Origin of the sequence: Pseudomonas sp. FSL W5-0203 (assembly GCF_001896155.1) — a bacterium.
In the GTDB taxonomy this organism is placed as follows: Bacteria; Pseudomonadota; Gammaproteobacteria; order Pseudomonadales; family Pseudomonadaceae; genus Aquipseudomonas; species Aquipseudomonas paracarnis.
The window spans coordinates 142,348-155,348 of the sequence record NZ_MPOR01000002.1 but is presented as its reverse complement, the minus strand read 5'-3'; the positions used below and the strand labels follow the sequence as shown (position 1 = coordinate 155,348).

The 13,001-nt window shown below is 61.3% G+C and carries 13 protein-coding genes; 7 read left to right on the top strand and 6 right to left on the bottom strand.

Annotation, left to right across the window (positions count from 1 at the left end):
* Positions 1-2: 2 nt before the first annotated feature.
* Positions 3-767 carry a malonate transporter subunit MadM gene (gene madM, locus BOP96_RS02925; RefSeq protein WP_003195023.1) on the top strand — a complete coding sequence of 255 codons (765 nt, stop codon included), beginning with the start codon at positions 3-5 and terminating at the stop codon, positions 765-767.
* Between the two features lie 124 nt (positions 768-891).
* Here the strand turns inward: madM and BOP96_RS02920 are convergent, their stop codons facing one another.
* Positions 892-1,806 (bottom strand): LysR family transcriptional regulator, encoded by a 915-nt coding sequence (locus BOP96_RS02920; protein WP_014720307.1) that lies wholly within the window; start codon positions 1,804-1,806, stop codon positions 892-894.
* A gap of 144 nt (positions 1,807-1,950) precedes the next feature.
* Between BOP96_RS02920 and trhA the strand changes: the two genes are divergently transcribed.
* Complete coding sequence (trhA, locus tag BOP96_RS02915) at positions 1,951-2,568, top strand: PAQR family membrane homeostasis protein TrhA (protein WP_020301905.1); 618 nt, start codon at positions 1,951-1,953, stop codon at positions 2,566-2,568.
* A gap of 17 nt (positions 2,569-2,585) precedes the next feature.
* Here the strand turns inward: trhA and BOP96_RS02910 are convergent, their stop codons facing one another.
* Complete coding sequence (locus BOP96_RS02910; protein WP_073451791.1) at positions 2,586-3,488, bottom strand: LysR family transcriptional regulator; 903 nt, start codon at positions 3,486-3,488, stop codon at positions 2,586-2,588.
* Positions 3,489-3,596: 108 nt separating this feature from the next.
* Here BOP96_RS02910 and BOP96_RS02905 point away from each other — a divergent pair, with 108 nt between their 5' ends.
* From BOP96_RS02905 to BOP96_RS02895, 3 genes are read left to right on the top strand one after another with little or no spacing between them, the layout of a single operon-like run.
* A complete protein-coding gene (locus tag BOP96_RS02905; RefSeq protein WP_060766827.1) occupies positions 3,597-4,838 on the top strand; it encodes a D-amino acid dehydrogenase in 1,242 nt (413 codons plus the stop codon).
* A 10-nt stretch (positions 4,839-4,848) separates the two neighbouring features.
* Positions 4,849-5,199 (top strand): RidA family protein, encoded by a 351-nt coding sequence (locus tag BOP96_RS02900; protein ID WP_014720303.1) that lies wholly within the window; start codon positions 4,849-4,851, stop codon positions 5,197-5,199.
* A gap of 25 nt (positions 5,200-5,224) precedes the next feature.
* A complete protein-coding gene (locus BOP96_RS02895; RefSeq protein ID WP_020301902.1) occupies positions 5,225-6,127 on the top strand; it encodes a transporter substrate-binding domain-containing protein in 903 nt (300 codons plus the stop codon).
* A 135-nt stretch (positions 6,128-6,262) separates the two neighbouring features.
* Here BOP96_RS02895 and BOP96_RS02890 read toward each other — a convergent pair whose 3' ends face one another.
* Positions 6,263-6,982, bottom strand: a complete 720-nt coding sequence (locus BOP96_RS02890; RefSeq protein ID WP_014720301.1) for a 16S rRNA (uracil(1498)-N(3))-methyltransferase — start codon at positions 6,980-6,982, stop codon at positions 6,263-6,265.
* Positions 6,983-7,070: 88 nt separating this feature from the next.
* Entirely contained in the window at positions 7,071-8,477 is a 1,407-nt protein-coding gene (locus BOP96_RS02885) for an adenosylmethionine--8-amino-7-oxononanoate transaminase (protein WP_019817735.1), read from the bottom strand.
* 272 nt (positions 8,478-8,749) lie between these two features.
* On the opposite strand from BOP96_RS02885, the gene BOP96_RS02880 reads away from it, so the two are divergent.
* Together BOP96_RS02880 and BOP96_RS02875 are read left to right on the top strand one after the other, a co-directional pair.
* Positions 8,750-9,301 carry a cytochrome b gene (locus BOP96_RS02880; protein WP_014720299.1) on the top strand — a complete coding sequence of 184 codons (552 nt, stop codon included), beginning with the start codon at positions 8,750-8,752 and terminating at the stop codon, positions 9,299-9,301.
* A gap of 32 nt (positions 9,302-9,333) precedes the next feature.
* The gene (locus BOP96_RS02875) at positions 9,334-9,933 is read left to right on the top strand and encodes a YceI family protein (protein WP_014720298.1); all 600 of its coding nucleotides are present in this window, start codon (positions 9,334-9,336) and stop codon (positions 9,931-9,933) included.
* 142 nt (positions 9,934-10,075) lie between these two features.
* Here BOP96_RS02875 and BOP96_RS02870 read toward each other — a convergent pair whose 3' ends face one another.
* Positions 10,076-11,959, bottom strand: coding sequence for a DEAD/DEAH box helicase (locus tag BOP96_RS02870; RefSeq protein ID WP_014720297.1), 1,884 nt, complete (start codon positions 11,957-11,959; stop codon positions 10,076-10,078).
* A 222-nt stretch (positions 11,960-12,181) separates the two neighbouring features.
* A complete protein-coding gene (locus tag BOP96_RS02865) occupies positions 12,182-12,985 on the bottom strand; it encodes a substrate-binding periplasmic protein (protein WP_014720296.1) in 804 nt (267 codons plus the stop codon).
* Positions 12,986-13,001 lie beyond the last annotated feature (16 nt).

Below are 13,001 nucleotides of genomic sequence, written 5' to 3'. Positions count from 1 at the left end.
CCATGTACGAATCGATGATGAAAGTGATCACCGGCTACGGCTTGATCAGTGGTTTCGCCGTGATCGGCCTGACCATGTGGGTGTCTTATTGGATCTCCGATACCTTCACCAAGGGCCGCCTGCATGGTTCGGCCATTGCCATTCTACTGGGGTTGGCACTGTCGTATGTGGGCGGTGCGTTTACCGGTGGTTCCAAGGGCGTGGTGGATATTCCACTGTTGTCGGGCATCGGCCTGCTGGGCGGTGCGATGCTGCGCGACTTTGCCATTGTCGCCACGGCGTTTGGCGTGAGTGTCGATGAGCTCAAACGCGCCGGCTACGTGGGTGTACTGGCGCTGTTTGTCGGCGTGGGCTCGTCGTTCGTTGCCGGGGTCGGGGTGGCGATGGCGTTCGGGTACACCGATGCGGTGAGCCTCACCACCATCGGTGCCGGGGCCGTGACCTATATCGTCGGCCCGGTGACCGGTGCGGCGATTGGGGCCAGCTCCGAGGTGATGGCGCTGTCCATTGCCGCGGGGTTGATCAAGGCCATTCTGGTGATGGTGATGACGCCGTTCGTAGCGCCGCTGATCGGGCTGAACAACCCACGCAGCGCGGTGATCTTCGGTGGCTTGATGGGCACCTCCAGCGGTGTGGCGGGCGGCCTGGCGGCGACTGATCCGAAGCTGGTGCCTTATGGGTGTCTGACGGCGGCGTTCTATACGGCGCTGGGGTGTTTGTTGGGGCCGTCGTTGTTGTTTTTGCTGATGCGTGGGTTGGTGGGCTGACGGGGGATGATTGTTCCCACGCTCCGCGTGGGAACGCCTCTTGTGACGCTCTGCGTCACGGTCAAAAAGCGGACGCGGAGCGTCCTAAGCTGCGCTCCCACGCAGAGCGTGGGAGCAATCGTCCTCAGCTTTGGCGATTGGCATACATCCGACACTCTGCCAACAACGCCAGCAGGTTCGGGTCGCGCTCCTTGGCTTTCAAAAACACCACACCGATCTGCTGCTGCAACCGATACCTGGGCTGCAGCGGTATCAGCTTCACGCGGTTCTCATACACCGCTGCGATACGTCCTGGCAGCAGCGCATAACCCACCCCCGAGCTGACCATGCTCAGCAAGGTGAAGATATCGTTCACCTGCATCGCAACCTTCGGCTCGAACCCGGCCTGATGGAACACCCGGTTGCCGTCCTGATGCGTGGCGAAGCCCTGGGTGAGGGTGATGAAGGTGGCATCGCGCACGTCGGCCAGGTCGATTTCCTGATCTCGGTCCAGGGGCGAATCGGCCGGGGTGGCGAGGAAGATGTCATCGCTGAACAGCGCGATTTGCTCGCAGTCGGGGTCGTGGGCGTGTTCGTCGAGGGAGATGAGGATCGCGTCCACCTCCATGTTCTTGAGCTTGTAGAGCAGGTCGAAGTTGGAGCCCAGGATCAGGTCGATATTGAGTTCGCTGCGCCTGATTTTCAGACCCATGATCAACTGCGGCACGGTCTTGACCGTCAGCGAATACAGCGAGCCGAGCTTGAAGCGTTCGGCCGAGAACCCGGCGGCTTCGCGGGTCAGGCGCACGCTGTCGACCACGTCGGCCACCAGTTTTTGCGCACGCTCTTCGAGCACGTAGGCGCTTTCCAGCGGGGTGAGGTTGCGCCCCTCGTGTTTGAACAGCGGGCAGCGCAGGGCACTTTCCAGGGAGTGAATGGCGCGGTGCACGCTGACATTGCTGGTTTGCAACTCGGCGGCCGCGCGGGCCAGGTTGCCGGTGCGCATGAACGCCAGGAAGATCTCCAGCTTTTTGAGGGTGAATTCTTCGTCGATCAGCATGGCCTTGGGCTCTTGTTCGATTGCGCTCGATTGTGCCTGCAAACGCGGCCCTCGTCGCTGGAACGTCACACGCCGCTTGCACTCTGATACGCAAGACTGGAGGCTTGCCGACAGTCGTCAACGGTGAGGGGAGGTCAACGATAGATGTATCACGGGGAACGGTTCAACGCCTGGAGCCATTTGCTCGGTGCAGTCGCGGCGTGTATTGGCGCCGTGTGGATGTTGGTGGTGGCGAGCCTGGACGGCAGCCCCTGGAAAATCGTCAGCGTGGCGATTTATGGTTTTACCCTGATGGTGCTGTACAGCGCGTCGACGGTGTACCACAGCGTGCGGGGGCGGCGAAAAGAGATCATGCAGAAGGTCGATCACTTCTCGATCTACCTGTTGATCGCCGGCAGCTACACACCGTTCTGCCTGGTAAGCCTGCGCGGGCCGTGGGGCTGGACGCTGTTCGGGATCGTGTGGGGGCTGGCGGTGATTGGCATCCTGCAAGAGATCAAGCCGCGCTCGGAGGCGCGGATTCTGTCCATCGTGATCTACGCGGTAATGGGCTGGATCGTGCTGGTGGCGGTCAAGCCGCTGATCGCGGCGCTGGGCACGGCAGGGTTTATCTGGTTGGCCGCGGGTGGGGTGTTGTACACCGTGGGCATCATCTTTTTTGCCCTGGAAGATCGCCTGCGTCATTCCCATGGCATCTGGCATTTGTTTGTGATTGGCGGCAGCCTCCTGCATTTTGTGGCGATCATGCATTACGTGCTGTGAATGCTGGTGGCTGCTCTTTAAAGGCGCTCGAGCAACTCACAGGCACGATTGCCGAAAATCTGCAGCAGCTTGGCCAGCATATGCGGCGGTGGCTCATCGCCGCGGGTCAGGGCGTAGAGGGTGATCGGCAGGGGGGGCGTGAGGGTGCGGATACAGGTGGTGGCCGTCGATGCGCCGAGGGCGGTAAAGGGGTCGATCACCGTCAAGCCGGCGCCGGACTCCACCATCGCCCGGGCCAGGGAATAGGTTTGCACCGAGATGGTCACCCGTGGCGGTGGATCAACGTTCTCCAGGTAGCTGTCCAGCTTGGTCGCCAGCGGATCGGCACTGGAGAGTCCGATCAATGGCGCGCCCGCCAGTTCGCTCAGTGGCAATGGCCGGTTGATTTCAGCCGCCGACCAATAGCCCTTGGACGCCAATGCAACCAGCACGCCATTGGCCAGCACCTGTGTGGTCAACCCCGGATGTCCGGAAAAATTGAGGGTCAGCGCCAGGTCGATTTCGCGCATTAACAGCTTCTGGACCAGCTCACGGCTATGGTCGCTGGACAGCTCGCAAGCCATGTCGGGGTATTCGCGCTTCCATTCCAGAATCGCTGGAGGCAGCAGCGACAGGGCCAGCGCGGGTATCGCACCAATGCGTACGCTTTGCCCTGGGGCGCGGCGCAGGCTCTTGGCCAGGCGCCGTACACCTTGCAAGCTCTCGGTGACTTTCTCGACTTCGCGTTCCAGCGCCAGGGCTTCCGGCGTGGGTTGCAATTTGCCGCGTACACGCAGAAACAGCGCAAAGCCCAGCTGCAATTCGGCGTGCTGCAACACTTTGGTCACCGCCGGTTGCGAGACGCGCAGCAACTGCGCGGCGGCACTGATCGAGCCAGTCTGACGAATGGCCTGGAAGATTTCGATATGACGCAAGCGCATGGCAGGTCCATAACCTTTGTTTATAGGTGACCCATCTTTATTCATTGTCGGTGGCCTGTCACCTGCGCCTACGCTTGGCCTTCAGTTAATCAACGGTCGGGGGCTGGGATGGCGAGGCAGGTTTGCATCATCGGTGGTGGGGTCATCGGCCTGGCCAGTGCTTACGCACTGGTGCGGGCAGGCCACGAGGTCACGGTGATAGACGCCCGTGACACCCTGGGGAGCGAAACCAGTTTCGCCAACGGTGGGCAGCTGTCCTATCGCTATGTTGCACCGCTGGCCGACGCGGGCGTACCGCTGCAGGCGATGGGGTGGCTGTTGCGTGGGGACTCTCCGCTCAAGCTGCGCCCTCGCCTCGACCCCCGGCAATGGCGCTGGATGGCTGCATTCGTCGGCGCATGCCGGGGCTCGGTGAACAAGCGCAACGCTGCCCACTTGCTGCGGCTGGCGAGCCTGAGCCAAGGCACCTTGCAGCAATGGCGTGTCGACGATCGGCTGGACGGCTTCGACTGGCGGTGCAACGGCAAGCTGGTGACCTTCCGTAATGCCGGGACCTTTGAGCGTGCGCGCGCCAACGTCACAGACATCCTGCAGCAGCAGGTACTGTCGATGGCCGACTGCCAGCGCCTGGAACCTTCCTTGGCGGCGCGGGATTTTGTCGGAGGCATCTATACGCCCAGTGAAGAAGTTGCGGACTGTCATGCCTTTTGCCAACGCCTGGCCGCCAGGTTGGAAGCGTCCGGGCGTTGCACATTTTTGCTGGGGCGCAAGGTTACCGGGGTTCGTCACGCCGACGGTGCGGTGCAGGCCATCGAGTTGGGCCATGAAGTGATGCCGGTCGATCAACTGGTATTGGCTGCCGGGCATCGCAGTGCCGAGCTGGCATTGCCGCGCTTGTCGCTGGCGCTGTATCCGCTCAAGGGCTACAGCCTGAGCGTGCCGATCGGCGAGCAGCACAAAGCACCGAACGTAAGCATCACCGACTACGACCGCAAGATCGTCTATGCACGCATAGGTGAGCAACTGCGGATCGCGGCCATGGTGGATATTGTCGGCTTTGATGCGCGTCTTGAGCCCAAGCGCCTGGCGTTGATAAAGCGTCAGGCGCTGGAAACGTTTCCTTTGGCCGGTGACTACACCCAGGCGGTCGAATGGGCCGGTATGCGCCCGGCAACACCGACGGGCGTGCCATTGATCGGTGCCAGCGCCTACCGCAACCTGTGGCTGAACCTGGGGCATGGCGCACTGGGCTTCACCCTGGCCTGCGGCAGCGGCCAACTGCTGGCCGAGCTGATCGACCAGCGCCCCCCTTCCATTGATATGCAGGGCCTGACGCCCCGCGCCGCTTGAGGATGCAGCCATGACCATTACCCGAATCAATAGCAACGAACGACTCAGCGGCGCCGTGACGTTCAAGGACCTAGTGTTCCTTTCGGGCCAGGTACCGGGCGACGGCCTGGATGTGGCTACTCAGACCCGGCAAGTGCTGGCCAGGATCGACGCGCTGTTGGCCGAGGCGGGCAGCGATAAGGATCACTTACTCAACGCCACGATTTACCTGAAGGACATCGGTGCCGGTTTTGCACCGATGAATGATGTCTGGTCCGCATGGCTCTCGCCAGGCATGGCGCCCACGCGCACTACCTTGCAAGCAGAGCTGGCGCGGCCGAGTGTGCTGGTGGAAATCAGCGTGATTGCAGTACGTAAATAACCTCAAAGACCAACGGAGAATAACAATGAAAAAGATCCTGTTGACCGGCTGCACCCTGGGCCTTTTGTGGGGCGCGCAGGCGCATGCAACCGAAGCGCCGCTGGCGGGCACTTTGAGCAAGATCGCCAGCGCCAAGTCCATCACCCTGGGCTACCGCGATGCGTCGGTGCCGTTTTCCTACGTGGGGGATAGCAGTGGTAAACCGATGGGCTACTCGGTGGACCTGGCAAACAAGATTGTCGAGCGTATCCAGCAGAAAACCTCAGTGGGCGACCTCAAGGTGAAATACAACCTGGTGACGTCCCAAACCCGCATCCCGCTGGTGCAGAACGGCACTGTCGATCTGGAATGCGGCTCAACCGGCGTGACGGCTGAACGGCAGAAGCAAGTGGCGTTCTCCTACGGGTTTATCTACGTAAAAGGCCAGTTGCTGACGGCCAAGGACAGCGGGATCAAAGGCTTTGCCGACCTAGCGGGCAAAAATGTGGTGACCACTGCCGGCACCACCAATGAGCGCTTCCTCAAAAGTTATAACGCTGAACACAAAGCCAATATGTTCGTGATCAGCGCCAAGGACCATGGCGAAGCGTTCAAGATGCTCGAGACTGGCCGGGCCGTAGCGTTCTATATGGACGACGCGTTGCTCTACGGCGAGCGTGCCAAGGCCAAGGACCCGCATCACTGGGTGGTGGTCGGCGAGGAGCAGTCGCGGGAGATCTACAGCTGCATGGTGCGCAAGGATGACCCGCAGTTTCTCGCGGTGGTCAACGAAACCCTGGGCGAGCTGTACCGCTCGGGAGAGATCAACGGGATTTACCAGCGCTGGTTCGAGCAGCCGATTCCGCCCAAGGGCTTGAACCTGGAGTTCCCGATGACCAGCGAGTTGAAAGCGATCATCGCCAAGCCGGTGAGTGACCCAGTGGAGTAAGCCTTGGGTAACCCGATAAAACTGTAGGAGCTGGCTTGCCTGCGATAGCGGTCTGTCAGTTGTAAATTAACTGCCTGAAACACCGCTATCGCAGGCAAGCCAGCTCCCACAGTTGATTGGGTTTACAGGGGGAGGTTAGAAGTCGCCCCAGAGTTGTTGGGCGACGGAGAGTGCGACGACGGGGGCGGTCTCGGTACGCAACACCCGCGGGCCGAGGCGAGCGGCGTGGTAGCCGGCGTCTTGGGCGGTCGCGACTTCATTATCGGTGAGCCCCCCTTCGGGACCGATCAAGAACGCCAGGCTCGATGGCTTGGCGTGGCTGATCATCGGCTCTGCCACCGGGTGCAGCACCAGCTTCAAGTCCGCCTCGGTTTGCTTGAGCCAGTCTGCCAGCAAGAGCGGAGGGTGAATCACCGGCACCGTTGAGCGCCCACATTGCTCGCACGCGCTGATTGCCACCTGGCGCCAGTGCAGCAAGCGCTTGTCGGCGCGTTCGTCCTTGAGGCGTACCTCGCAGCGGTCGCTGAAGATCGGTGTGATCGCGTTGACGCCCAATTCAGTGGCCTTCTGGATCGCCCAGTCCATGCGCTCGCCCCGGGACAGGCCCTGGCCGAGGTGAATATGCAGGGGCGATTCGGCTTGGCCGGCAAAGCTATCGGTGAGTTGCACGGTGACGCGTTTTTTACCGACTTCCAGCAAGGTGCCACTAAACTCCTGGCCAGAGCCGTCGAACAGTTGCACGGCATCGCCTTCACCCATGCGCAACACACGGCTGATGTAATGCGCCTGGGCTTCGGGCAGTTCGTGATCGCCGAGGCTCAGCGGGGTGTCGGTGAAAAAGCGGGACAGTCGCATTTCTGTTCTCTGAAGAAGTTTATGTAGGCGCAGCGGCGCGCCTGGAATGCCTTCGCGAGCAAGCTCGCTCCTACAAGGATTTAGGCAATCAACCCGGATCACGGAAGCCTGGATGGAAATCTTTCGGCACCGCCACACTGACCTTGCTGTTGGTGGCGATATCGATCCCCTCGCTGGCCACCTCGGCCAGAAAGTCGATCTGCTCGGGGGTAATTACATAAGGCGGCAGGAAATACACCACGCTGCCCAACGGCCGCAGCAGCGCACCGCGCTCCAGCGCGTGCTCGAAGACCTTCAGGCCACGGCGCTCCTGCCACGGGTAGGCGGCCTTGGTGGCTTTGTCCTGCACCATCTCGATGGCCAGCACCATGCCGGTCTGGCGCACTTCCGACACGTGAGGATGGTCCACCAGGTGCGCGGTGGCGGTGGCCATACGCTGGGCCAGGGCCTTGTTGTTCTCGATGACGTTGTCTTCTTCAAAGATATCCAGCGTTGCCAACGCCGCCGCACAGGCCAGCGGGTTGCCGGTGTAGCTGTGGGAGTGCAGGAAGGCGCGCAGTGTGGGGTAGTCATCGTAGAACGCGCTGTAGACGTCTTCCGTGGTAACCACCGCGGCCAGCGGCAGGTAACCGCCGGTAAGGGCCTTGGACAAGCACAGGAAGTCCGGGCGGATGCCGGCTTGTTCACAGGCAAACATACTGCCGGTGCGGCCGAAGCCCACGGCGATTTCGTCGTGGATCAGGTGCACGCCGTAGCGGTCGCAGGCTTCGCGCAGCAGCTTGAGGTACACCGGGTGGTACATGCGCATGCCACCGGCGCCCTGGATCAGCGGTTCGACAATGACGGCGGCAACGGTGTCGTGATGGTCGGCCAGGGTCTGTTCCATCGCCAGGAACATGGTGCGCGAGTGTTCTTCCCAGCTCATGCCTTCGGGGCGCAGGTAGCAGTCCGGGCTCGGCACCTTGATAGTGTCGAGCAGCAGCGCCTTGTAGGTCTCGGTAAACAACGGCACGTCGCCCACCGACATCGCGGCGATGGTTTCGCCGTGGTAGCTGTTGGTGAGGGTGACGAAGCGCTTTTTGTTCGGCTGGCCGCGGTTGAGCCAGTAGTGGAAGCTCATCTTCAGCGCCACTTCGATGCAGGACGAACCGTTATCGGCGTAGAAGCAGCGGGTCAGCCCTTCGGGCGTCATCGCGACCAGGCGTTCGGACAGCTCGATCACCGGTTGATGGCTGAAACCGGCGAGGATCACGTGCTCCAGCTGATCGACCTGATCCTTGATACGCTGGTTGATCCGTGGGTTGGCGTGGCCGAATACGTTGACCCACCAGGAACTGACGGCATCGAGGTAGCGCTTGCCTTCGAAGTCTTCCAGCCATACGCCTTCACCGCGCTTGATGGGCACCAGCGGCAGTTGCTGGTGGTCTTTCATCTGGGTGCAGGGATGCCACAGCACCGCGAGGTCGCGTTGCATCCACTGGTTGTTCAAGCCCATCGGTGATCTCCTCGAAGCGGTCCTGCGGCGGGCACAGGCGAAACAATCGCGCAAGCCTATGCAATGGTGGCTCGGGTCACAAGCCATTGTGGGGAAATTCGGAGTAAATGCAGGACGGTCTGTCACGTTTCCCAGGGATAGTCTTAATCCCTTGTTAATTTATGATGCCTAGCCTCTTTATCGTATTTCTCGATATTTCAAAGCAAAATTTTCCGCTTTAATTCGATAGGTAAAGCGCTAGTCTTGGGCACAGTTCTTACGGGATTAAGTACATGCAGCTACGTAATTCGCCGGCCCGCTATGGTTGGGTCAGCATGGTTCTGCACTGGGGCGTAGCCCTGGTGGTGTTCGGTTTATTTGCCCTGGGCTTGTGGATGGTCGGTCTCGATTACTACAGCGCCTGGCGCAAAGATGCGCCCGACTTGCACAAGAGCATTGGCATCACGCTGTTCGCCATCATGCTGGTGCGGATCGTCTGGCGCCTGGTCAGCCCGCCGCCGCCACCACTGGCCAGCTATAGCCGCATGACGCGGATCGGCGCCGCGTTTGGGCACGCGTTCCTTTATGTCGGGCTGTTTGCCGTGATGATTGCCGGTTACCTGATTTCCACCGCAGACGGTGTCGGTATCCCGGTGTTTGGCCTGTTTGAAATTCCTGCCGTGGTTTCCGGTCTACCGGACCAGGCAGATACCGCGGGTTGGGTGCACCTGTACCTGGCCTGGGTGTTGGTGGTCTTCGCCGGCTTGCACGGCGTGGCGGCCCTGAAACACCATTTTATCGATCGTGATGCGACCCTTGCGCGAATGCTGGGACGCAAAGCCTGATGTTCAACCTCGACTCACAAGGAATAGAAAGCATGTTGAAAAAAACACTCGCTGCGCTGGCAATCGGTTCTGCCCTGCTGTCCGCAGGTTCGGCGATGGCCGCTGACTACGTGATCGACAAGGAAGGCCAGCACGCCTTCGTCGATTTCAAAATCAGCCACCTGGGCTACAGCTACATCACCGGTACCTTCAAGGACCTGGATGGAAAGTTCAGCTTTGACGCCGCCAAGCCCGAAGACGCCAAGATTGAAGTCAACGTGCGTACTGCCAGCGTGTTCTCCAACCACGCCGAGCGCGACAAGCACGTCAACAGCAAGGACTTCCTGGAGTCGGGTAAATTCCCTGATGCCAAGTTCGTTTCCACCAGCGTCAAGCCAACTGGCAAAAATGCTGATGGCAAGCTGACTGCTGATGTGACCGGGGACCTGACCTTCCACGGCGTGACCAAGCCGATCCTGGTCAAAGCCACGTTCCTGGGCGAAGGCAAGGATCCATGGGGCGGCTACCGTGCCGGTTTCGAAGGCACCACCAACATCAGCCGCAAGGAATTCAACAAGGACGGCATGGACGTAGGTCCACAGTCTGACAACGTGCAGTTGTACATCACGTTTGAGGGTGTGAAAGCGAAGTAATGCTTCGTATGTAGGAGCGAGCTTGCTCGCGAAGGTCGCAAGGACACCGCGTTAAACCAGGATGCCCGCGTTATCGTTGACGACCTTCGCGAGCTAGCTCCTACAGGCAAAAAAAACCCGTATCTCACGATACGGGTTTTTTTTATGCTTCGCGGTTGCGAGTCAGCAGCGCTGGTTTCTCACCACGAGGGCGGCCTGGCAGTTGATCCAACTGCTCAGGTGTCGGGAAGCGATCCGCTTTCGACTCCTTGTGGATGATCTTCGGCGCCGGGCCACCCCGTGGGTTTTGTACTGCAGGCTCGGACGAGCGAGGCTGATCGTCACGGGCAGGGCGGCGGTTGTTGCTGCGTGAATCTTCGCGACGGGCCTGGCCGTCACGCGGTGCGCCATTACGCGGGCCGCTGCGCTTGGCAGGCGGGGTGCCAGTGGTGCCGCCGCTGCTGTTGCGCGGGGCGTTCTGGCGACCGCCCTGTGGCTGGCCGCTACGTGGAGCGCCTGCGCCCTGGGCCGGAGCCCCTGGACGACGGCCACGGCCCTGGGCCGGTTTGGCCTGGGGCACGTAGTCGACGCGGTTACCGAAGTTATCGATATCGTCGTCAAGGAACTCGTCCGGGGCGCGGTCGGCCGCGGCGCGTGGTGGCTGGCTCGGCTGGCGCTGTTCGCGGGCCGGGGTGCCTTCACGGGGCTTCTGCTCACGGGCCGGGCGTTCGCCACGGCTGCTGCTCGCGGTTTTTTCCTTGCCCTTGTCCTTGCCTTTGTCGCGACGACCACCGCCACCACCGCCGCCGTTCGGGCCATCGCCCTTCGGACCGCGTGGGTTGCGCGGGTTGCGCACGTCTGGACGCTCGCGCGCTTCTGGCTTCTCGGCCTCCACGGCGCTGGCATCAAAGCCCATCAGGTCGCCATCGGCGATTTTCTGCTTGGTCATGCGTTCGATGCTTTTCAGCAGCTTTTCTTCATCCGGCGCGACCAACGAAATGGCCTCGCCCGAACGACCGGCACGGCCGGTACGGCCGATACGGTGCACATAGTCTTCATCAACGTTTGGCAGCTCGAAGTTGACCACGTGTGGCAATTGGTCGATATCCAGGCCGCGTGCGGCGATATCGGTGGCCACCAGGATACGCACGCTGCCGGCCTTGAAGTCGGCCAGGGCTTTGGTGCGTGCGTTCTGGCTCTTGTTGCCGTGGATGGCGACGGCGGTGAGGCCGTGCTTGTCCAGGTACTCGGCCAGGCGGTTGGCGCCATGCTTGGTACGGGTGAACACCAGCACCTGTTCCCACGCGCCGTGGGTGATCAGGTGCGCCAGCAGCGAGCGCTTGTGGCTGGCGGCCAGGCGGAACACGCGTTGCTCGATACGCTCGACCGTGGTGTTCGGCGGCGTGACTTCGATGCGTTCTGGGTTATGCAGCAGCTTGCCGGCCAGGGCGGTGATGTCCTGGGAGAACGTTGCCGAGAACAGCAGGTTCTGCCGTTTGGCCGGTAGGCGGGCGAGGACTTTTTTCACGTCATGGACAAAGCCCATGTCGAGCATGCGGTCGGCTTCGTCCAGCACGAGGATTTCCACGTGGGACAAATCGACGCTGCCTTGGCCGCACAGGTCGAGCAAGCGACCCGGGCAGGCTACCAGCACGTCGACACCACGGGACATGGCCTGAACCTGTGGGTTCATGCCGACGCCGCCGAAGATACAGGCGCTGACGAACTTCAAGTCGCGGGCATACAGCTTGAAGCTGTCGTGCACTTGGGCTGCGAGTTCGCGGGTTGGGGTCAGGACCAGTACGCGCGGTTGGCGCGGGCCGTGACGTTGGGATTTGTCCGGGTGACCGTTGGGAAACAACCGCTCCAGGATCGGGAGGGCGAAACCGCCGGTTTTACCAGTACCTGTCTGAGCCGCAACCATCAGGTCGCGACCTTGCAACACGGCGGGAATGGCCCGCTGTTGCACCGGAGTAGGCTCGGTATAGCCCGCTGCCTCGATGGCGCGGACTAAAGCCTCGGAGAGACCGAGGGAAGCAAAGGACATGAGTAATCCTGTTTTAGTTAGGGCTTGGCCCAAAGGGATAATCTTGCCGGGCGTGAATGGCGCTTAGGGGAGCGCAACCCCGTCCGGTCCTGCTGTGTCTGGCGGGCACTCCATCGGCTCGCGCGGGCTGCAAAGCTGCGCAGTAGCTGGGTTGGGTGCCGTTTTCAAGACCCGAGCGGCCGGGCGTAAGCCTGGCGGAAAGGCCGCAGTATAACAGAGCAATCACCGCGCGCTGCTTTCCTGCTGCTCAACGGCGTGTTCGGGGGCTGGTATGGGGGCTGTTTGCTCGTGCATCCGCCCATATTTGGCGCTCAATGTGGCATAGGCGGGCTCTTGCTTGAAGCGCTTGAGCTCGGCGGCAAAGCGTTGCACCAGCAGGTCCATGCCTGCGCCACGGCGTACCGCAAGAAATTGCTGCTGGCGGCTGACCACCACCGATGCCTGGCTGACTTTACCTTCCAGGCCCAGGGCCTTGAGCACGTGGTGCCCCACGCGCCGGTCAGTCACCACCATATCGACGCGCCCCAGCATGAGTTTGCCAAAGTTGGCTTCATGGCTGGGTGCGGGTTCGCGCTGGAAGGTGTTGGCCTCACTGAACGCGTCGCCATAAAGGTAACCAGGTGAAACGCCAACCGTCAGGCCGCGCAGGTCGTCGAGCGTGGCGGCGGGGTGAGGGCGTTCGTTGGCATAGAACAAAACGAATTCGACTTCCGACAACGGCTCGCTGGGATAGAGCAGCAACGCGTCGCGCTCCTGGCTGTGAAAGATATCCAGCGCGCCGTCGGCGTGGCCCTGGTCGAGCATCGCCAGGCAGCGCTTCCAGGGCAGGAACTGCCATTGCACCTCCACCCCCAGGCGCTGGAACACGATCACTGTGGTTTCATAATCCAGGCCGGCCATGGTGCCGTTGTCTTCGTAGACATAGGGCGCCCAGGGTTCGGTGACAATGCGCAGTTTCTCGCCATGAGCGGCTAGGCTCAGGCAAGAAAAAAACACAGCGGTCAACAGCTTGAAGAGGACGGGCATAGCCTGAGGTTACGAC

Coding starts and splice junctions, on each gene's coding strand:
- madM (WP_003195023.1), top strand. CDS start 3: ATGTACGAATCGATGATGAAAGTGATCACCGGCTACGGCTTGATCAGT.
- BOP96_RS02920 (WP_014720307.1), bottom strand. CDS start 1,806: ATGCTGATCGACGAAGAATTCACCCTCAAAAAGCTGGAGATCTTCCTG.
- trhA (WP_020301905.1), top strand. CDS start 1,951: ATGTATCACGGGGAACGGTTCAACGCCTGGAGCCATTTGCTCGGTGCA.
- BOP96_RS02910 (WP_073451791.1), bottom strand. CDS start 3,488: ATGCGCTTGCGTCATATCGAAATCTTCCAGGCCATTCGTCAGACTGGC.
- BOP96_RS02905 (WP_060766827.1), top strand. CDS start 3,597: ATGGCGAGGCAGGTTTGCATCATCGGTGGTGGGGTCATCGGCCTGGCC.
- BOP96_RS02900 (WP_014720303.1), top strand. CDS start 4,849: ATGACCATTACCCGAATCAATAGCAACGAACGACTCAGCGGCGCCGTG.
- BOP96_RS02895 (WP_020301902.1), top strand. CDS start 5,225: ATGAAAAAGATCCTGTTGACCGGCTGCACCCTGGGCCTTTTGTGGGGC.
- BOP96_RS02890 (WP_014720301.1), bottom strand. CDS start 6,982: ATGCGACTGTCCCGCTTTTTCACCGACACCCCGCTGAGCCTCGGCGAT.
- BOP96_RS02885 (WP_019817735.1), bottom strand. CDS start 8,477: ATGGGCTTGAACAACCAGTGGATGCAACGCGACCTCGCGGTGCTGTGG.
- BOP96_RS02880 (WP_014720299.1), top strand. CDS start 8,750: ATGCAGCTACGTAATTCGCCGGCCCGCTATGGTTGGGTCAGCATGGTT.
- BOP96_RS02875 (WP_014720298.1), top strand. CDS start 9,334: ATGTTGAAAAAAACACTCGCTGCGCTGGCAATCGGTTCTGCCCTGCTG.
- BOP96_RS02870 (WP_014720297.1), bottom strand. CDS start 11,959: ATGTCCTTTGCTTCCCTCGGTCTCTCCGAGGCTTTAGTCCGCGCCATC.
- BOP96_RS02865 (WP_014720296.1), bottom strand. CDS start 12,985: ATGCCCGTCCTCTTCAAGCTGTTGACCGCTGTGTTTTTTTCTTGCCTG.